16 protein-coding genes are annotated in these 20,089 nt (G+C 68.1%); all 16 read right to left on the bottom strand.

The window, feature by feature from the left end:
- Positions 1 to 18: 18 nt before the first annotated feature.
- Positions 19 to 300: a 30S ribosomal protein S19 gene (rpsS, locus tag MM440_RS08345; protein ID WP_241443840.1), complete on the bottom strand. Its 282-nt coding sequence runs from the start codon at positions 298 to 300 to the stop codon at positions 19 to 21.
- A 15-nt stretch (positions 301 to 315) separates the two neighbouring features.
- Complete coding sequence (gene rplB / locus MM440_RS08340) at positions 316 to 1,152, bottom strand: 50S ribosomal protein L2 (protein WP_241443839.1); 837 nt, start codon at positions 1,150 to 1,152, stop codon at positions 316 to 318.
- A 39-nt stretch (positions 1,153 to 1,191) separates the two neighbouring features.
- Entirely contained in the window at positions 1,192 to 1,491 is a 300-nt protein-coding gene (gene rplW / locus MM440_RS08335) for a 50S ribosomal protein L23 (protein WP_241443838.1), read from the bottom strand.
- Positions 1,488 to 2,135 (bottom strand): 50S ribosomal protein L4, encoded by a 648-nt coding sequence (gene rplD, locus MM440_RS08330; protein WP_241443837.1) that lies wholly within the window; start codon positions 2,133 to 2,135, stop codon positions 1,488 to 1,490. Before rplD ends, rplW begins: the two co-directional genes overlap by 4 nt.
- Positions 2,136 to 2,140: 5 nt before the next feature.
- Positions 2,141 to 2,791, bottom strand: a complete 651-nt coding sequence (gene rplC, locus MM440_RS08325) for a 50S ribosomal protein L3 (protein WP_241443836.1) — start codon at positions 2,789 to 2,791, stop codon at positions 2,141 to 2,143.
- Between the two features lie 15 nt (positions 2,792 to 2,806).
- Positions 2,807 to 3,115, bottom strand: coding sequence for a 30S ribosomal protein S10 (gene rpsJ, locus MM440_RS08320; protein ID WP_019146773.1), 309 nt, complete (start codon positions 3,113 to 3,115; stop codon positions 2,807 to 2,809).
- A gap of 388 nt (positions 3,116 to 3,503) precedes the next feature.
- Positions 3,504 to 4,316 carry an enoyl-CoA hydratase/isomerase family protein gene (locus tag MM440_RS08315; protein ID WP_241443835.1) on the bottom strand — a complete coding sequence of 271 codons (813 nt, stop codon included), beginning with the start codon at positions 4,314 to 4,316 and terminating at the stop codon, positions 3,504 to 3,506.
- Between the two features lie 9 nt (positions 4,317 to 4,325).
- Positions 4,326 to 5,402 carry a quinone-dependent dihydroorotate dehydrogenase gene (locus MM440_RS08310; protein WP_241443834.1) on the bottom strand — a complete coding sequence of 359 codons (1,077 nt, stop codon included), beginning with the start codon at positions 5,400 to 5,402 and terminating at the stop codon, positions 4,326 to 4,328.
- Positions 5,403 to 5,529: 127 nt separating this feature from the next.
- Entirely contained in the window at positions 5,530 to 6,723 is a 1,194-nt protein-coding gene (gene tuf, locus MM440_RS08305) for an elongation factor Tu (RefSeq protein ID WP_241443833.1), read from the bottom strand.
- A 133-nt stretch (positions 6,724 to 6,856) separates the two neighbouring features.
- Positions 6,857 to 8,959, bottom strand: a complete 2,103-nt coding sequence (gene fusA / locus MM440_RS08300; RefSeq protein ID WP_241443832.1) for an elongation factor G — start codon at positions 8,957 to 8,959, stop codon at positions 6,857 to 6,859.
- A 131-nt stretch (positions 8,960 to 9,090) separates the two neighbouring features.
- Positions 9,091 to 9,561 (bottom strand): 30S ribosomal protein S7, encoded by a 471-nt coding sequence (gene rpsG, locus MM440_RS08295; RefSeq protein ID WP_241443831.1) that lies wholly within the window; start codon positions 9,559 to 9,561, stop codon positions 9,091 to 9,093.
- The gene (gene rpsL, locus MM440_RS08290) at positions 9,561 to 9,935 is read right to left on the bottom strand and encodes a 30S ribosomal protein S12 (protein WP_241443830.1); all 375 of its coding nucleotides are present in this window, start codon (positions 9,933 to 9,935) and stop codon (positions 9,561 to 9,563) included. Before rpsL ends, rpsG begins: the two co-directional genes overlap by 1 nt.
- A gap of 335 nt (positions 9,936 to 10,270) precedes the next feature.
- Positions 10,271 to 11,389, bottom strand: a complete 1,119-nt coding sequence (locus MM440_RS08285; protein WP_241443829.1) for an acyltransferase family protein — start codon at positions 11,387 to 11,389, stop codon at positions 10,271 to 10,273.
- Positions 11,390 to 11,535: 146 nt separating this feature from the next.
- Positions 11,536 to 15,426, bottom strand: a complete 3,891-nt coding sequence (locus tag MM440_RS08280; protein ID WP_241443828.1) for a DNA-directed RNA polymerase subunit beta' — start codon at positions 15,424 to 15,426, stop codon at positions 11,536 to 11,538.
- A 120-nt stretch (positions 15,427 to 15,546) separates the two neighbouring features.
- Positions 15,547 to 19,032 carry a DNA-directed RNA polymerase subunit beta gene (gene rpoB, locus MM440_RS08275; RefSeq protein ID WP_241443827.1) on the bottom strand — a complete coding sequence of 1,162 codons (3,486 nt, stop codon included), beginning with the start codon at positions 19,030 to 19,032 and terminating at the stop codon, positions 15,547 to 15,549.
- Positions 19,033 to 19,693: 661 nt separating this feature from the next.
- A complete protein-coding gene (rplL, locus tag MM440_RS08270; RefSeq protein ID WP_241443826.1) occupies positions 19,694 to 20,083 on the bottom strand; it encodes a 50S ribosomal protein L7/L12 in 390 nt (129 codons plus the stop codon).
- Between the last annotated feature and the right edge of the window lie 6 nt (positions 20,084 to 20,089).

Genomic DNA, 20,089 nt, shown 5'->3' with positions numbered 1-20,089 from the left:
CCTTGTCGTTGTTGGCCATCAGCGACGACGACCCTTCTTGTCGTCCTTCACGTGACCCTTGAAGGTCCGGGTGGGGGCGAACTCGCCGAGCTTGTGGCCGACCATCGACTCGGTGACGAACACCGGGACGTGCTTGCGACCGTCGTGGACGGCGAAGGTGTGACCCAGGAAGTCCGGTGCGATGACCGAACGACGCGACCAGGTCTTGATGACGTTCTTGCTGCCCGCTTCGTTCGCGGCGTCCACCTTCTTCTGCAGGTGGTCGTCGATGAAGGGGCCCTTCTTCAGGCTACGAGGCATGTCCAAAGGCTCCTATCAGCGCTTCTTGCCAGTACGACGACGACGGACGATGAGCTTGTCGCTCGGCTTGCCCGGCTTGCGGGTGCGGCCCTCCGGCTGGCCCCAGGGGCTCACCGGGTGACGACCACCGGACGTCTTGCCCTCGCCACCACCGTGCGGGTGGTCGATCGGGTTCATGGCCACACCGCGCACCGTGGGGCGCTTGCCCTTCCAGCGCATGCGGCCGGCCTTGCCCCAGTTGATGTTGCTCTGCTCGGCGTTACCGACCTCACCGATCGTCGCGCGGCAGCGCAGGTCGACGTTGCGGATCTCGCCGGAGGGCATACGCAGCTGGGCGTAGGGGCCGTCCTTGGCGACGAGCTGGACACGGGCACCGGCGGAGCGGGCGATCTTCGCACCGCCACCGGGACGCAGCTCGATGGCGTGGATGACCGTACCGACGGGGATGTTGCGCATCGGGAGGTTGTTGCCCGGCTTGATGTCGGCGCCGGGGCCGTTCTCGATGCGGTCGCCCTGGCTCAGCCGGTTGGGGGCCAGGATGTAGCGCTTCTCGCCGTCCGCGTAGTGCAGCAGCGCGATGCGCGCGGTGCGGTTGGGGTCGTACTCGATGTGCGCGACCTTCGCCGGCACGCCGTCCTTGTCATGGCGACGGAAGTCGATGACGCGGTAGGCACGCTTGTGGCCACCGCCGATGTGGCGCGTGGTGATACGGCCCTGGTTGTTGCGGCCACCGGTCTTCGGCAGCGGGCGCACCAGAGACTTCTCGGGCGTGCTACGCGTGACCTCGACGAAGTCCGCCACGCTCGAGCCACGACGACCCGGCGTCGTGGGCTTGTACTTACGGATACCCATGTTGTCTTCCCTAGAGTCTCGTCAGTCCTCGGTCCCGGCTCAGGCGCCGGCTCCTCCGAAGATGTCGATCGACCCTTCCTTGAGGGTGACGATCGCGCGCTTGGTGTCCTTACGCTTGCCGATGCCGAACCGCGTACGACGGGTCTTGCCCTGGCGGTTGAGCGTGTGCACCGACGCGACCTTGACCTTGAAGATCTCCTCGATGGCGATCTTGATCTCGGTCTTGTTGGCGCGCGGGTCGACGACGAAGGTGTACTTGCCCTCGTCCATCAGGCCGTACGACTTCTCCGAGACGACCGGCGCGACCAGGATGTCGCGGGGGTCCTTGACCGTGCTCACTTGGTGTCCTCCTTGGCGTCGGCCTTGCCCCGGGACACGAAGGACTCGAGGGCGGCCTGGGTGAAGACCACGTCGTCGGCGCACAGCACGTCGTAGGTGTTGAGCTGGTCCGCCACGAGGGCGTGGACGCTGGCGATGTTGCGCACCGAGGCCCAGCCGGCCGTGTCCTCACGGTCGAGGACGACGAGCAGGTTCGGGCGCTCGGTCAGGCCACCGAGCAGCGACGCAGCAGCCTTGGTCGACGGCACGTCCGCCGCGAAGCCGGCCACCACGTGGACGCGGCCGCCGCGGGCGCGGTCGGACAGGGCGCCGCGCAGGGCAGCCGCTTTCATCTTCTTGGGCGTCCGCTGGCTGTAGTCACGCGGCTGGGGGCCGTGGACCACGCCACCACCGGTGAACTGCGGCGCACGGGTCGAGCCCTGACGGGCGCGGCCGGTGCCCTTCTGGCGGTAGGGCTTGGCGCCACCGCCGCGGACGTCGCCGCGGGTCTTGGTGGCGTGCGTGCCCTGGCGCGCAGCGGCGAGCTGGGCCACCACAACCTGGTGGATCAGCGGGACGTTGGTCTGCACGTCGAAGATCTCGGCGGGCAGCTCGACGGTGCCGTTCGTGGCACCGGACAGGTCGACGATGTCGATGGTCGTCATCGGGTTCAGGCCCCCTTGGCGGCCGTGCGCACGAGGACGAGGCCACCGCGGGGACCGGGAACGGCACCCTTGACGACGATCAGGCCCTTGTCAGCGTCCACGGCGTGGATCTGCAGGTTCTGGGTGGTCTGGCGGACGCCGCCCATGCGGCCGGCCATGCGCAGACCCTTGAAGACGCGGCCCGGGGTGGAGCAGCCACCGATCGAGCCGGGCTTGCGGTGGTTGCGGTGCGCACCGTGGGAGGACGAGACGCCCTTGAAGCCGTGACGCTTCATGACGCCCGCGAAGCCCTTGCCCTTGGTCGTGCCGACCACGTCGACCGCCGTGCCGGCCTCGAAGGCCTCCGCGGTGATCTCCTGGCCGACGGCGTAGTCCGCGGCGTTCGCGGTGCGCAGCTCGACGATGTGGCGGCGCGGCGACACGCCGGCCTTCTCGAAGTGACCGGTCATCGGCTGGTTGACCTTGCGCGGGTCGATCTCGCCGAAGGCGATCTGCACGGCCTCGTAGCCGTCCTTGTCGCCCGCGCGGACCTGGGTCACGACGCAGGGGCCGGCCTTGATGACGGTGACCGGGACGAGCCGGTTGTCGGCGTCCCAGACCTGGGTCATCCCGAGCTTCTCGCCCAGGAGACCGGTGACGTTCTTAGAGGTAGCCATGATGTGAAACTCCCCTTAGAGCTTGATCTCGATGTTGACGTCCGCCGGCAGGTCGAGACGCATCAAGGAGTCGACCGCCTTGGGGGTCGGGTCGATGATGTCGATGAGGCGCTTGTGGGTGCGCATCTCGAAGTGCTCGCGGCTGTCCTTGTACTTGTGGGGCGACCGGATAACCACGAAGACGTTCTTCTCCGTCGGCAGCGGCACGGGGCCGACCACGGTGGCACCGGCACGGGTGACCGTGTCGACAATCTTGCGCGCCGAGCTGTCGATGACCTCGTGGTCATACGACTTCAGTCGGATGCGGATCTTCTGTCCCGCCATCGCTCGTCTGACTCTCTCTCGTCGTGAATCGTGAAGTTCCTGGCCGATCCGGCCATGCCCCCGACCCCCGCGGTCGGGCGTGTCGCGCCCGCTTCGCGGCACGAATCAGCCCACGCAGGTGGACCGATCGTGCGATGGTCGAGAGGGATCCGGCTGGATCGGGCCTGCCGCTCCCCACGCGCAGGCACCAGATCCGTCGGCCGGAGCCGAGGTGCTAGTAACCTCTCGCGAGGGACGGTGGGCGAGCATGGGGCTCACACCACGCGACAAGCAACCTGACAAGTCTGCCAGAGACCCCCGCGTCGCTCCAAATCGAGGGGGCTGGTGCGCTGCCCCTGCCCTGCCCTGCCCTGACTCGCCGTGACGTTCCCTCGGGGCCCTTGGGGGCTCAGCGGCCCGGGAAGGTGGGCTGGTCCTTGGCGACGAAGGCACGCACGCCCTCGACCTTGTCCTCGGTCTCGAAGGCGGCGTGGAAGGCGACGGCCTCGCGGTCGAGGCCGGCGGCGACGTCGAGGGTGGCGACCTCGTTGATCAGCGCCTTGGCGGACGCGACGGCGGTGGGCGAGGTCGCGGCGATCTCGGTGATGGTCTGCTTGGCGGCGGCGAGCGTGGCGTCGCCGTCCTCGAGGACCTGGTTGACCAGGCCGGTGCGGTGCGCCTCGGCGGCCTTGAGCATCCGGCCGGTGCAGATCAGCTCGCGCGCGAGGGCGATGCCGACCCGCCGGGTCAGCCGGACGCTGCCGCCGAAGCCCGGGACCAGGCCGAGCTTGACCTCCGGCTGGCCGAACCGCGACGCCGCCGACGCGTAGATCCAGTCGCACGCCATCGCGAGCTCGCACCCGCCGCCGAGGGCGAAGCCGTCGACTGCCGCGATCACCGGCACCGGCAGCGCCTCGAGCCGCAGCGTGACCGCCTGCATGGCCCGGGAGTACTCCTCGCCCTGCTCGGCGCTCAGCTCGACCATCTCGACGATGTCCGCCCCGGCGACGAAGGCCCGGTCCCCCGCGCCGGTGATGATGACGCCGCGCACCGGCCACCCCACCGCGGGGCCGAGCCGGGGCTCGACCGCGTCGAGCAGGGCCGCGAGATCACGCACCACGGCGGCAGCGAGGGCGTTGAGCGCCTCGGGCCGGTTGATGGTCACGACGAGCGAGGGCCCGTCCTGCTCGACGACGAGGGTCTGGAAGGATCCGAGCTCCATGGTCGGACCCTAGCCGAAGGCCGGGTCCGCGGCGAGGCCACGGGCGATGCGATGCACCACACCGGGGCCGTGCAGCGCCAGCGCCGAGTAGACCTGGACGAGCGACGCACCGGCGTCGAGCATCGCGCGGGCGTGCTCGGGCGCGCCGATGCCGCCGACACCGATGATCGGCAGCGCGGGTCCGCTCTCGCGGGCGACGAACCGCACGACCTCCAGCGCCCGAGCGCGCAGCGGCGCCCCGGACACTCCCCCGGGCTCGCCGCCGAGGTGGGCGTCGGCCGGTGCGAGGCCGTCCCGGGCCAGGGTCGTGTTGGTGGCGATGATCCCGGCGACCCCACGGTCTACGCAGACCGCGAGCAGCTCGGCGAGGGCCGCGTCGGTGAGGTCGGGGGCCACCTTGACCAGCACGGGGACGGGGGCCCGGCCGCCGGCCGCCGCGAGGGACCGGGTCTGCCCCACGAGCGCCTGCAGCAGCTCGTCGAGGGCGGCGCCGTCCTGCAGGCTGCGCAGGCCCGGGGTGTTGGGCGAGGAGACGTTGATGGCGACGTAGTCGGCGTAGCGGTGCAGCTGTCGCAGGCTGGTGAGGTAGTCCTCGGTGGCCTGCGCGAGCGGGGTCACCTTGGACTTGCCGAGCGAGATCCCGATCGGGTATCCGGGGCGAGCCTGCTGCAGCCGGCGGGCCAGGGCGTCGGCGCCCTCGTTGTTGAAGCCCATCCGGTTGAGCACGCCGTCGCTGGCGTCGAGGGCGAACATGCGCGGCCGGTCGTTGCCGGGCTGCGGTCGGGCCGTGACCGTGCCGACCTCGACGTGACCGAACCCGAGCGCACCCCAGGCGGGCAGGGCTCTACCGTTCTTGTCCATGCCGGCCGCGAGGCCCACGCGGTTGGGGAAGTCGATCCCGAAGACCCGCACCGGGTCGGGGACGAGGGTGCGCCGGCGCACCTGCTCCAGCGCCTGCGCACCGGCAGCGGTCCGACCGGCGCCGGCCAGCAGCGCCAAGGTGCGCTCGTGCACCCGCTCGGCGTCCCCGCCGTGGGTCTGGTAGAGCGTGGGCCGGACGAGGCGATCGAAGACGGACGGGCGCACGGGTCCATCCTGGCACGGCCCACCACGCCTTCGACACGTCCGCGGCACGCCGAAGGGCCCCGGCCCGAAGCAGGTGCTTCGAGGCCGGGGCCCTTCGAGTGCGCGATGCCGGTGGACCGGCGTCAGCTCACTTGATGATCTTGGTGACGCGACCGGCACCGACCGTCCGACCACCCTCACGGATGGCGAACTTGAGGCCCTCCTCCATGGCGATGGGCTGGATGAGGTCGACCTTCATCTCGGTGTTGTCGCCGGGCATGACCATCTCGGTGCCCTCGGGCAGGTGCACGACACCAGTCACGTCCGTGGTGCGGAAGTAGAACTGGGGACGGTAGTTGTCGTAGAACGGCGTGTGCCGGCCACCCTCGTCCTTGGACAGGATGTAGACAGAGCCCTCGAACTCGGTGTGCGGGGTGATCGAACCCGGCTTGCACACGACCTGGCCGCGCTCGACGTCCTCGCGCTTGATGCCGCGGAGCAGCAGACCGACGTTCTCGCCCGCACGACCCTCGTCGAGCAGCTTGCGGAACATCTCGATGCCGGTGACGGTCGTCTTGGAGGACTTGTCGTGGATGCCCACGATCTCGACCTCCTCGTTGACCTTGAGGATGCCGCGCTCGATACGACCGGTGACGACGGTGCCGCGACCGGTGATGGTGAAGACGTCCTCCACGGGCATCAGGAACGGCTTGTCGATGTCGCGCTCGGGCTGGGGGATGTACTCGTCGACGGCGGACAGCAGGTCGAGGACCGACTGGCCCCACTCCGCGTCACCCTCGAGCGCCTTGAGCGCCGAGACCTTGACAACCGGGAGGTCGTCGCCCGGGAACTCGTAGGAGGACAGCAGCTCGCGGACCTCCATCTCGACGAGCTCCATGATCTCCTCGTCGTCGACCATGTCGGCCTTGTTGAGCGCCACGACGATGTAGGGAACGCCGACCTGGCGGGCCAGGAGGACGTGCTCCTTCGTCTGCGGCATCGGGCCGTCGGTGGCGGCGACCACGAGGATCGCGCCGTCCATCTGAGCCGCACCGGTGATCATGTTCTTCACGTAGTCCGCGTGACCCGGGCAGTCGACGTGCGCGTAGTGACGCGACTCCGTCTGGTACTCGATGTGCGCGATGGAGATCGTGATACCGCGCTGCTTCTCCTCCGGCGCCTTGTCGATCTCGTCGAACGGCGTGAAGGGGTTGAGGTCCGGGTACTTGTCGTGCAGAACCTTCGAGATCGCAGCCGTCAGCGTCGTCTTACCGTGGTCGATGTGACCAATGGTGCCGATGTTGACGTGCGGCTTGGTCCGCTCGAACTTCGCCTTCGCCACTTGGGGTCCTCCTCAGGACTTGTCTGGTGTTACGCCGTACGACCAAGCAGGACGTGGCGTCGTCTGGTGGGGTAATGCTGATTGAGACGCAATCCGTGAGTCTAGCGCGTGTGCGCCAGACTCACCGAATCGGTTACTCGCCTCGGGTCTTCTTGATGATCTCCTCGGCCACGGTCCGCGGGACCTCGGCGTAGGAGTCGAACTGCATGGTGTAGTTGGCGCGGCCCTGGGTCTTGGAGCGCAGGTCACCGACGTAGCCGAACATCTCGGACAGCGGGACCAGCGCACGCACGACCTTCGCGCCGCTGATGTCCTCCATGGCCTGGATCTGGCCACGGCGGGAGTTGAGGTCACCGATGACGTCGCCCATGTAGTCCTCAGGGGTGCGGACCTCGACGGACATCATCGGCTCGAGCAGGGCCGGGTCGGCCTTGCGGGAGGCCTCCTTGAAGGCCATCGAGCCGGCGATCTTGAACGCCATCTCCGAGGAGTCGACGTCGTGCGCCGCACCGTCGAGCAGGATCGCCTTGACGCCGACCATCGGGTAGCCCGCGAGGACACCCTGGTGCATGGCCTCCTCGATGCCGTGCTCGACCGAGGGGATGTACTCGCGCGGGACGCGGCCACCGGTGACCTTGTTCTCGAACTCGTACAGCTTGCCCTCGGCGGTGTCCAGCGGCTCGAAGGACACCTGGATCTTGGCGTACTGGCCCGACCCACCGGTCTGCTTCTTGTGGGTGTAGTCGAACTTCTCGACCGACCGACGGATGGTCTCGCGGTAGGCGACCTGCGGCTTGCCCACGTTGGCCTCGACCTTGAACTCGCGCCGCATGCGGTCGACGAGGATGTCGAGGTGGAGCTCGCCCATACCGCCGATGACGGTCTGGCCGGTCTCCTCGTCCAGGCGGACGGTGAAGGTCGGGTCCTCCTCGGCGAGCTTCTGGATCGCCGTGGAGAGCTTCTCCTGGTCACCCTTGGTCTTGGGCTCGATGGCCACGTGGATGACCGGCTCCGGGAAGGACATCGACTCGAGCAGCACGGGGTGCGCCGGGTCGGACAGGGTGTCACCGGTGGTGGTGTCCTTGAGGCCGATCATCGCGTAGATGTGGCCGGCGGACGCCTTCTCGACCGGGTTCTCCTTGTTGGAGTGCATCTGGAAGAGCTTCCCGACGCGCTCCTTCTTGCCCTTGGTGGAGTTGACGATCTGGGTGCCGGAGGCGACCTCGCCGGAGTAGACACGCACGTAGGTGAGACGCCCGAAGAACGGGTGGCTCATCACCTTGAACGCGAGGGCCGCGAACGGCTCGGTCGCGTCGGGGTGACGCTCGACGATGACCTCCTCGTCCTTGGCGTCGTGGGCCTGCACGGCCGGGACGTCGAGGGGCGAGGGGAGGTAGTCGACGACCGCGTCGAGCATGGGCTGGACGCCCTTGTTCTTGAACGCGGAGCCGCAAAGCACCGGGTAGACCTCGGCGGCGATCGTCAGCTTGCGGACGGCCCCCTTGATCTCCTCGGGGGTCAGCTCCTCGCCGCCCAGGTACTTCTCGAGCAGCTCCTCGTCGGACTCCGCGACGCGCTCGACGAGCTTGTTGCGGTACTCCTCGGCCTGCTCGCGCAGGTCCTCGGGGATCTCCTCGATCTCGTAGTCCTGACCGATCTTGACCTCGCCGCGCCAGGTGAGCGCACGCATGTAGACCAGGTCGACCATGCCCTGGAAGTTGTTCTCCGACCCGATCGGCAGCTGCATGACCAGCGGCTCGACACCGAGGCGGTCCACGATGGTCTTCACGGTGAAGTAGAAGTCGGCACCGAGCTTGTCCATCTTGTTGACGAAGCAGATGCGCGGCACGTTGTACTTGTCGGCCTGGCGCCACACCGTCTCGGACTGGGGCTCGACGCCCTCCTTGCCGTCGAAGACGGCGACGGCACCGTCGAGCACGCGCAGCGAGCGCTCCACCTCGACCGTGAAGTCGACGTGACCCGGGGTGTCGATGATGTTGATCTGGTGGCCTTCCCAGAAGGTCGTCGTCGCGGCGGACGTGATGGTGATGCCGCGCTCCTGCTCCTGCTCCATCCAGTCCATCGTCGCGGCGCCGTCGTGCACCTCGCCGATCTTGTAGTTGATCCCGGTGTAGAACAGGATCCGCTCGGTCGTCGTCGTCTTGCCAGCATCGATGTGAGCCATGATGCCGATGTTGCGGACCTTGCTCAGGTCCGTGAGGACGTCGAGTGCCACGTCAGTTACTCATCTCTCGTGTCGGGTGGTACGGGTGCTTCCGTGCCAGGTGGGCCCCGCCTGCAGCAGGCGGCCCCACGGGGTGGGTGGTCCGGGTCGACCCGAGGATCGTCCCGAACCACCCGAGGCGACTACCAGCGGTAGTGCGCGAAGGCCTTGTTGGACTCAGCCATCTTGTGGGTGTCCTCGCGACGCTTGACCGCGGCTCCGAGGCCGTTGCTCGCGTCGAGGATCTCGTTCATGAGGCGCTCGGTCATCGTCTTCTCGCGACGCTGACGGGCGTAGCCGGTGAGCCAGCGCAGCGACAGCGTGGTCGCGCGGCCCGGCTTGACCTCGATCGGCACCTGGTAGGTCGCACCGCCGACGCGGCGGGACTTGACCTCCAGGGTCGGCTTCACGTTGTCGAGCGCACGCTTGAGCGTGACGACCGGGTCGGTGCCGGTCTTCTCGCGGCAGCCCTCGAGGGCGCCGTAGACGATGCGCTCGGCGATGGACTTCTTGCCGTCGAGCAGGATCTTGTTGACGAGCTGGGTCACCAGCGGCGAGCCGTAGACCGGGTCGACGACGAGGGGACGCTTGGGAGCAGGGCCCTTACGAGGCATTACTTCTTCACCTTCTTCGCGCCGTAGCGGCTGCGCGCCTGCTGGCGGTTCTTGACACCCTGGGTGTCGAGCGAGCCACGGATGATCTTGTAGCGCACGCCGGGGAGGTCCTTCACACGACCGCCACGCACGAGCACGATGGAGTGCTCCTGCAGGTTGTGGCCGACGCCGGGGATGTAGGCGGTGACCTCGATGCCGGAGGTCAGCTTCACACGGGCGACCTTGCGCAGCGCCGAGTTCGGCTTCTTGGGGGTGGTGGTGTAGACACGCGTGCAGACGCCGCGGCGCTGCGGGCTGCCCTTGAGCGCGGGAGTCTTGGTCTTGGTGACCTTGTCCTCCCGGCCCTTGCGGACCAGCTGGTTGATGGTAGGCACGAATTCTCCGTGGGTCTCGTGGTCAGGCCGGCTCGGGGTTGCTCCCGGGACGCGGCTCCTTGGTGTGGCCATCGCCCGGCGCGAGCCGACCGATGGTGCTCCTCCCCGCACTCCCGCCTCCAGGCATGCTGGAGGACGTTTGCCAGGCAGAAGGGGACATGTCCGGGGGTCGATCTCACGACCGCCAGGGCGCAGGCGCGTTGCGGCGTCCGGTCCGAGCTGATCGCGTGCGGTCACCCAGGACACGACACATCAATCAAGGATACCGCCTGGCGGACTCCGCCCCCAAATCCCGGCCCAGATCCCCGACCTGCGCGCCCGGACGTGGTAGGCCGCTAGGCGAACCGCTTCTTGAGCGCCAGGATGGGCGACTCGAAGTACCGGTAGGACAGATACGCGGCCACGTAGACCACGGGCAGGGTGAGCGCGAACAGCACCGGCCCGGGGCCCACCGAGAGCCTGGACAACCCCGCCTCGACCAGGTTCACGGCGAGCATGTGCATGAGGTACATGCCGTAGGAGACGACCCCGATCGCCTTGAGCGGTCGCCACGCGAGCACGGTGAACAGCGGTCCGTCCTCGCGCAGGCACAGCGAGGTCACCAGCACGGCCAGCAGCACCCCGAGCGCCTGGCGGTGCAGGTCGGCGACGACGGCGACGGCCACGACGAGGGCCAGGACCACCGGGCTCCACGGCCGCGCGAGCACCGGCGCGACGGCCGCGTAGCCGCGCGGACGGTCTACGACCAGGGCGAGGAGGGCGCCGCAGAGGATGGGGACGGCCAGGCTCGCCAGGATCCGCACCCACAGCGCCGCGTCCGCGAAGCCGACCTGGTCGCGCAGCACCCAGCCCACGACGCTCGCGGCGCACAGGGCCAGCAGGGCCAGCGCCGGCAGCGCCGCCGGCGACAACCGGCGCGGCCGCAGCGCGAGCAGCAGCACCAGCAGCCCGGGCCAGAACAGGTAGAACTGCTCCTCGGTCGCGAGCGTCCAGGCGAAGTAGAAGGTGGTCGAGACCCCGGCCTGGAAGTCCACGAACCAGTTGCTCGTATAGGTCGCGAACGCCGGCAGGTTGGCGAAGAACTGCTGCCCCTCCGGGGTGTCGCGGCGCAGCACGAAGGTGAGCACCACGTAGAGCGCCAGCACGGCGTAGTAGAGCGGGAAGATCCGCAGCGTGCGGCGCACGTAGAAGTTGCGCAGGCTGATCCGGCCCTTCGCCCGGCGCTCGCGCAGCAGCAGCGTGGTGATGAGGAAGCCGCTGATCGCGAAGAACAGGTCGACGCCGTACTCCCCCGCGGACAGCCCGCCGTAGGTCTCGACCCGGGTGTGGTGCCAGATCACGGCAATGATCGCCAGCGCCCGCAGCCCGTCGAGGGCGCCGAAGTAGCGTCGGTCCAGGAAGGACGCGTATCCATCAGCCTCTCTGTGGTCTGCTGGTCGGTCGATCGCGGTCACCTGCTCCACCTCGTCCTCATCTCCTGCTCGTCGCGAAAGCTCTTGTCAGGGGTTGTGCCGGCACAAGCACGGGGCCGCTCCCATGATGCTGGGAACGGCCCCGTGATGGTGCTTTGGTACTACGCCCGGTCGGGCTCGATGACCTGCTACGCCCGGTCGGTGAACCCCAGGGTGATGTCGTCCAGACGGATCGCCTCACCCGTGCCCGGACCGAACGCGGTGTAGTCGAACTGCTCGTACCCCGGCATGGAGTACATCGCCGCCTTGGCCTCCTCGGTGGGAGCGACCTTGACGTTGCGGTAGCGGGGCAGGCCCGTACCGGCCGGGATGAGCTTGCCGAGGATGACGTTCTCCTTCAGGCCGAGCAGCGGGTCGCTCTTGGCGCTGATGGCAGCCTCGGTCAGGACGCGGGTCGTCTCCTGGAAGGAGGCGGCCGACAGCCACGACTCGGTCGCCAGCGACGCCTTGGTGATGCCCATCAGCTCGGGACGACCCGAGGCCGGACGGCCACCCTCCGCGACGACGCGACGGTTCTCGGACTCGAAGCGGCCACGCTCGGCGAGCTCGCCCGGGAGCAGCTCGGCGTCGCCGGCCTCGATGATCGTCACCCGGCGCAGCATCTGCCGGACGATGACCTCGATGTGTTTGTCGTGGATCGACACACCCTGCTGACGGTAGACCGCCTGCACCTGGTCCACGAGGTGCATCTGCACCGCACGCGGGCCGAGGATGCGCAGGACCTGCTTCGGGTCGATCGCACCCTGCGTGAGCTGGGTGCCGACGGCGATGTGGTCACCGTCGCCGACCAGCAGGCGCGCACGCTTGGAGACCGGGTAGCTGTGCTCGTCGGACCCGTCGTCCGGGACCAGCACGATGCGACGAGCCTTGTCGGTGTCCTCGATCGTGACGCGACCGGTGGCCTCGGCGATCGGGGCGACACCCTTGGGGGTGCGCGCCTCGAACAGCTCGACGACACGCGGCAGACCCTGCGTGATGTCGTCACCCGCCACACCACCGGTGTGGAAGGTACGCATCGTCAGCTGGGTGCCGGGCTCACCGATGGACTGGGCCGCGATGATGCCGACGGCCTCACCGATGTCGACCAGCTTGCCGGTGGCCAGCGAGCGGCCGTAGCACGCGGCACAGGTGCCGACGCGGGACTCACAGGTGAGCACCGAGCGGACCCGGACCTGCTCCACACCGGCCGCGACGAGGCGGTCGATGACGACGTCACCGAGGTCGATGCCGGCCTGGGCCAGCACCTCGCCGTCGACGACGACGTCCTCCGCGAGCGTGCGGGCGTAGACCGACGACTCGACGTCGTCGTGGGCCCGCAGGGCCCCGGACTCGGTGCGCACCGCGATCGGCATCATCAGGCCGCGCTCGGTGCCACAGTCGTCCTCACGGATGATGACGTCCTGCGACACGTCGACGAGGCGACGGGTGAGGTAGCCCGAGTCGGCGGTCCGCAGCGCGGTGTCGGCGAGACCCTTGCGGGCACCGTGCGTCGAGATGAAGAACTCGACCACCGACAGGCCCTCGCGGAAGTTCGCCTTGATGGGCCGCGGGATGATCTCACCCTTCGGGTTGGCCATCAGGCCACGCATGCCGGCGATCTGACGCAGCTGGAACCAGTTACCACGAGCACCGGAGTTGACCATCCGGAAGATCGGGTTGCGGCGGGGGAAGTTGGCCTCCATCTCCTTGGAGACCTCGTTCGTCGCCTGCTGCCAGATCTCGATGAGCTCCTGACGGCGCTCGTCGTCGGTGGTCAGACCGCGCTCGAACTGCACCTGGACCTTGACGGCCTTGGCCTCGTAGCCATCGAGGATGGCCTCCTTGTTGGCCGGCGTCACGACGTCGGAGATGGCCACCGTGGTGCCCGAACGGGTCGCCCAGTAGAAGCCGGTCTCCTTCAGCGCGTCCAGCGAGGCCGCGACCTGCACCTTGGGGTAGCGCTCGGCGAGGTCGTTGACGATCGCCGAGAGACGCTTCTTGTCCACCGGGGCGTCGACGAACGGGTAGTCCATCGGCAGGGTGAGGTTGAACAGCGCCCGGCCGAGCGAGGTCTCCAGCGTGAGGCTGTCGACGGTGCCGTCGGGGCGCAGCTCCTTGCCCTCGGGCAGCTTGTAGCCGACCGGCGGCACGACGTCCTGCAGCCGGATCTTCACGATCGAGCCGAGCTCGATCTCACCGGCGTCGAATGCCATCCGGGCCTCGGCGGCCGAGCGGAACGCGCGACCTGCACCCAGACCGTCCTCGAGGTCGGACGTCAGGTGGAACAGGCCGATGATCATGTCCTGGGTGGGCATGGTCACCGGTCGACCGTCGGCCGGCTTGAGGATGTTGTTGCTCGACAGCATCAGGATGCGCGCCTCGGCCTGGGCCTCGGCGGACAGCGGCACGTGCACAGCCATCTGGTCACCGTCGAAGTCGGCGTTGAACGCCGTGCAGACGAGCGGGTGGATCTGGATGGCCTTGCCCTCGACCAGCTGGGGCTCGAAGGCCTGGATGCCGAGGCGGTGCAGCGTGGGCGCACGGTTCAGCAGCACGGGGTGCTCGGTGATGACCTCTTCGAGGACGTCCCACACGACCGGACGGGCACGCTCGACCATGCGCTTGGCCGACTTGATGTTCTGCGCGTGGTCGAGGTCGACCAGACGCTTCATCACGAACGGCTTGAACAGCTCGAGCGCCATCTGCTTGGGCAGACCGCACTGGTGCAGCTTCAGCTGCGGGCCGACGACGATGACCGAACGGCCGGAGTAGTCGACGCGCTTGCCGAGCAGGTTCTGCCGGAACCGGCCCTGCTTGCCCTTGAGCATGTCGGACAGCGACTTCAGCGGACGGTTGCCGGGGCCCGTGACCGGGCGACCACGGCGGCCGTTGTCGAAGAGCGCGTCGACGGCCTCCTGAAGCATGCGCTTCTCGTTGTTGACGATGATCTCGGGCGCACCGAGGTCCAGGAGTCGCTTGAGGCGGTTGTTGCGGTTGATCACGCGACGGTAGAGGTCGTTCAGGTCCGAGGTCGCGAACCGACCACCGTCGAGCTGCACCATGGGGCGCAGGTCCGGCGGGATGACCGGGACGCAGTCGAGAACCATGCCCATCGGGCTGTTGGCCGTCTGCTGGAAGGCGGTGACGACCTTGAGCCGCTTGAGGGCGCGGGTCTTCTTCTGACCCTTGCCGGTGGCGATGATCTCGCGCAGCAGCTCGGCCTCGGCCTCCAGGTCGAAGGTCTCCAGGCGCTTCTGGATCGCCGCAGCGCCCATGCCGCCCTCGAAGTAGAGACCGAACCGGTCCCGCATCTCGCGGTAGAGCATCTCGTCGCCCTCGAGGTCCTGGACCTTGAGGTTCTTGAACCGGTCCCAGACCTGGTCGAGGCGCTCGATCTGCAGGTCGGCGCGCTTGCGGATGGCGTTCATCTCGCGCTCCGCGCCATCCTTGACCTTGCGCTTCACGTCAGCCTTGGCACCCTCGGCCTCGAGCGCGGCGACATCGGTCTCGAGCTTCTTGGCCCGGGCCTCGACGTCGGCGTCGCGACGGTTGACCAGCTCCTTCTTCTCGACCTCGATCTGCGCCTCGAGCGACGGCAGGTCGCGGTGGCGGGCCTCGGTGTCGACCGAGGTGATCATGTAGGCCGCGAAGTAGATGACCTTCTCGAGGTCCTTCGGGGCCAGGTCGAGCAGGTAGCCGAGGCGGCTCGGGACACCCTTGAAGTACCAGATGTGGGTGACCGGCGCGGCCAGCTCGATGTGGCCCATCCGCTCACGACGCACCTTGGCGCGAGTGACCTCGACGCCGCAGCGCTCGCAGATGATGCCCTTGAAGCGGACCCGCTTGTACTTGCCGCAGTAGCACTCCCAGTCCCGGGTCGGGCCGAAGATCTTCTCGCAGAAGAGGCCGTCCTTCTCGGGCTTGAGGGTGCGGTAGTTGATCGTCTCAGGCTTCTTGACCTCGCCGTGGCTCCAGGTGCGGATGTCGTCCGCGGTGGCGAGGCCGATGCGCAGCTCGTCGAAGAAGTTAACGTCAAGCACTACGTGCTTCCTACTTTCGTGGGTAGTGACTTAGATCTTGTAGGTGGGGCCGCCGCGGCGGCCCGGACGGGCTGGGCGTCCGGACCCGGCCGGGGTGAGCCGACGGGTCCGGACGTCTGCCTAGACTTCCTCGACCGAGCTGGGCTCGCGCCGGGACAGGTCGATACCGAGCTCCTCGGCGGCCCGGAAGACCTCCTCGTCGCCCTCCTTCATGTCGATCGTCGTGCCGTCCGAGGACAGCACCTCGACGTTCAGGCACAGCGACTGCATCTCCTTGAGAAGCACCTTGAAGGACTCCGGGATGCCCGAGTCGGGGATGTTCTCGCCCTTGACGATGGCCTCGTAGACCTTCACCCGGCCGGGGACGTCGTCCGACTTGATCGTCAGCAGCTCCTGGAGGGTGTAGGCGGCGCCGTAGGCCTCCAGGGCCCAGACCTCCATCTCACCGAAGCGCTGGCCACCGAACTGGGCCTTACCGCCGAGCGGCTGCTGGGTGATCATGGAGTACGGGCCGGTCGAGCGGGCGTGGATCTTGTCGTCGACCAGGTGGTGGAGCTTGAGGATGTACATGTAGCCCACCGACACCGGCTCCGGGAACGGCTCGCCGGAGCGGCCGTCGAAGAGCCGAGCCTTGCCGGACTCGCCGATCAGGCGGTCGCCGTCACGGGTGACGTTGGTGGACTCGAGCAGACCGGTGATCTCGTTCTCGCGCGCACCGTCGAAGACGGGGGTCGCGACCCGCTGCCCCGGGACCGCCTCGCGGGCGTCCGCCGGGATGAGCTGGGCCCACTCGGCCTCGGGCGGGATGTTCCAGCCCTGGGCCGCAGCCCAGCCGAGGTGGATCTCGAGGATCTGACCGACGTTCATCCGACCAGGGACACCGAGCGGGTTGAGCACGACGTCGACCGGCGTGCCGTCCTCGAGGAAGGGCATGTCCTCGATCGGCAGGATCTTGGAGATGACGCCCTTGTTGCCGTGGCGGCCGGCGAGCTTGTCACCGTCGGTGATCTTGCGCTTGTTGGCGACGTAGACCCGCACGAGCTGGTTCACGCCCGGGGGCAGCTCGTCGCCCTCCTCGCGGTCGAAGACCTTGACACCGATGACCGTGCCGGTCTCGCCGTGCGGCACCTTCAGGGAGGTGTCGCGGACCTCGCGCGCCTTCTCGCCGAAGATCGCGCGCAGCAGCCGCTCCTCCGGGGTCAGCTCGGTCTCACCCTTGGGCGTGACCTTGCCGACGAGCAGGTCGCCGTCGCGGACCTCGGCACCGATGCGGATGATCCCGCGCTCGTCGAGGTCCGCCAGGACCTCCTCGGAGACGTTGGGGATGTCGCGCGTGATCTCCTCGGCACCCAGCTTGGTGTCGCGGGCGTCGACCTCGTGCTCCTCGATGTGGATCGAGGAGAGGACGTCGTCCTGCACCAGACGTTGGGAGAGGATGATCGCGTCCTCGTAGTTGTGGCCCTCCCACGGCATGAACGCCACGAGCAGGTTCTTGCCGAGCGCCATCTCGCCACCGTCGGTCGCGGGACCGTCGGCGATCACGCCACCGGCCTCGACCCGGTCGCCCGAGTTGACCAGGACGCGCTGGTTGTAGCAGTTGCCCTGGTTGGAGCGGGTGAACTTGGCGATGCGGTAGGTCGTGTAGCTCGAGTCGTCGTTGGCGACCGTGACCAGGTCCGCGGAGACCTCGGTGACGACACCGGCCTTCTCGGCCAGCACCACGTCACCGGAGTCGAGCGCGGCGCGGTACTCCATGCCGGTGCCGACGAGCGGCGCCTGCGAGCGCACCAGCGGCACGGCCTGACGCATCATGTTCGAGCCCATCAGGGCGCGGTTGGCGTCGTCGTGCTCGAGGAACGGGATGAGCGCGGTCGCGGCGGACACCATCTGCCGCGCCGAGACGTCCATGTAGTCGACCTCGGCCGCGGGGACGAACTCGACCTCGCCGCCCTTGGTGCGGACCAGGACGCGCTCCTCGGCGAAGTGGCCCTCCGCGGTCAGCGGCGCGTTGGCCTGGGCGATGACGAACTCGTCCTCCTCGTCGGCGGAGAGGTACTCGACCTCGTCGCTGACGGTGCCGTCCTTGACCTTGCGGTACGGCGTCTCGACGAAGCCGAACGCGTTGATCCGACCGTAGGACGCGAGCGAGCCGATCAGACCGATGTTCGGCCCTTCCGGCGTCTCGATCGGGCACATGCGGCCGTAGTGCGACGGGTGGACGTCACGGACCTCCATGCCGGCGCGGTCACGGGACAGACCACCCGGGCCGAGCGCGGACAGGCGACGCTTGTGCGTCAGCCCGGCGAGCGGGTTGTTCTGGTCCATGAACTGCGACAGCTGCGAGGTGCCGAAGAACTCACGGATCGAGGCGACGACCGGGCGGATGTTGATCAGGGTCTGCGGCGTGATGGCCTCGACGTCCTGGGTCGTCATCCGCTCGCGCACGACGCGCTCCATCCGGGACAGGCCCGTGCGGACCTGGTTCTGGATGAGCTCACCGACGTTGCGCAGGCGACGGTTGCCGAAGTGGTCGATGTCGTCGATCTCGACGCGGATCTCGTGGTCCTCGCCGTTGCGCCGACCCGGGAGGGTCGTGTCGCCGTTGTGCAGGGCGACGAGGTACTTGATGGTCGCGACGATGTCCTCGATGCGCAGCACCGACTCGTCCAGACCGGCCTCGATGCCGAGCTTCTTGTCGATCTTGTAGCGACCGACCTTGGCCAGGTCGTAGCGCTTGGGGTTGAAGTACAGGTTGTCCAGGAGGTTCTGGGCAGCCTCGCGGGTCGGCGGCTCGCCCGGGCGCAGCTTGCGGTAGATGTCGAGCAGCGCGTCGTCCTGGCCGGCCGTGTGGTCCTTCTCCAGGGTGAGGCGCATCGACTCGTACTCGCCGAACTCCTCGAGGATCTGGGCCTCGGTCCAGCCGAGCGCCTTGAGGAGCACCGTGACCGACTGCTTGCGCTTGCGGTCGACGCGCACGCCGACCATGTCGCGCTTGTCGATCTCGAACTCGAGCCACGCACCACGGCTCGGGATGACCTTCGCGGAGTAGATGTCCTTGTCCGAGGTCTTGTCGAGCTGACGCTCGAAGTAGACGCCCGGGCTACGGACCAGCTGGGAGACGACGACACGCTCGGTGCCGTTGATGATGAAGGTGCCCCGGTCGGTCATGAGCGGGAAGTCGCCCATGAAGACGGTCTGGGACTTGATCTCACCGGTGTTGGTGTTCATGAACTCGGCCGTCACGAAGAGCGGCGCCGAGTAGGTCATGTCGCGTTCCTTGCACTCCTCGATGGAGTGCTTCTGCTCCTCGAAGCGGTGGTTACGGAACGACAGAGACATCGACCCCGAGAAGTCCTCGATCGGGGAGATCTCCTCGAAGATCTCCTCGAGGCCCGAACGCTCCGGAACATCGCTGCGACCGGCGGCCTTAGCGGCGGCCACACGGGCCTGCCACCGCTCGTTGCCGAGCAGCCAGTCGAAGCTTTCGGTCTGCAGCGCCAGCAGATCGGGAACCTCGAGAGGCTCCTTGATCTTGGCGAATGACAGACGGCCGGAAGCCGTACGAGCAGTGGACACAGTCTGGGTCGCGATTCGCGAGGCAGCCAAGGATGGTCCTTCCACGGGCCTGGAGCTATGAGTCAGCGTCAGCTTCGATCCCGCGAACCTTCTCGAGGTCGGTCAGACACCCGTGGGAGCACGACCGGAGGCTTGAGGGGGCAGGGGGCATGGAGCAGCGCAAAGCGCCAGCATACCCGAAACGAGACACGCGCGTCCAATCCGCACCCGCGAGGGAGACTCCTCGACCTCGCGCTACGGCACGCAATCACTATGGGGCCGGGCCGGTGGCCCGTCAAGAGGAACAGGCGAGATGCCCTGGACCTGCGGCGTTCCGGGTGCTCACGGTGCTCACCGCGCCCCGAGAGTGCGCGCTGCGGGGCCCCAGCCGCTCGACCCGAGAAACCCTAGCGTCCCGTGCCGCCCGGTGTCAGCGACACGCCGAGGCGACCCAGGCGCTACGAACGGAAGTGGGCCGCTCCCGAGCGGGACGGTCGCTCGATGAAGTACGTGATGTCGACGACTCGTCCCAGGACCGGTGACGGCATAGCGGTGTGCCCGTCCACATCGAGTTGGCCGTCGCGCAGCGTTCCCGTCACGGCGGGGCAACCGATCTCAGCACGGTCGCAGCACGCCGAAGCGGGCCGCACCCGAGGGTGCGGCCCGCTTGCGGAGCTGCGAGATCAGTGACCGGCCGCGAGCCGGCCCGAGATCACTTGAGGTCGACGGAAGCGCCGGCGCCCTCGAGGGCAGCCTTGGCCTTCTCCGCGGCCTCCTTGTTGACACCCTCGAGAACGGGCTTGGGGGCGCCGTCGACGAGGTCCTTGGCCTCCTTGAGGCCGAGCGACGTGAGGGCGCGGACCTCCTTGATGACCTGGATCTTCTTGTCGCCCGCCGCGGTGAGGATGACGTCGAACTCGTCCTTCTCCTCCTCGGCCTCGGCGGGGGCAGCGCCACCGGCGCCGCCGGCGGCCGCAACGGCAACCGGAGCAGCGGCGGTCACGCCGAAGGTCTCCTCGAACTGCGAGACGAACTCGGAGAGCTCGATGAGGGTCATTTCCTTGAAGGCGTCAAGGAGCTCGTCGGTGCTGAGCTTAGCCATGGTGGC

Origin of the sequence: Arsenicicoccus piscis (genome assembly GCF_022568835.1) — a bacterium.
Classification (GTDB): Bacteria; Actinomycetota; Actinomycetes; order Actinomycetales; family Dermatophilaceae; genus Arsenicicoccus; species Arsenicicoccus piscis.
This window is presented reverse-complemented; position numbering and strand designations above follow the sequence as displayed.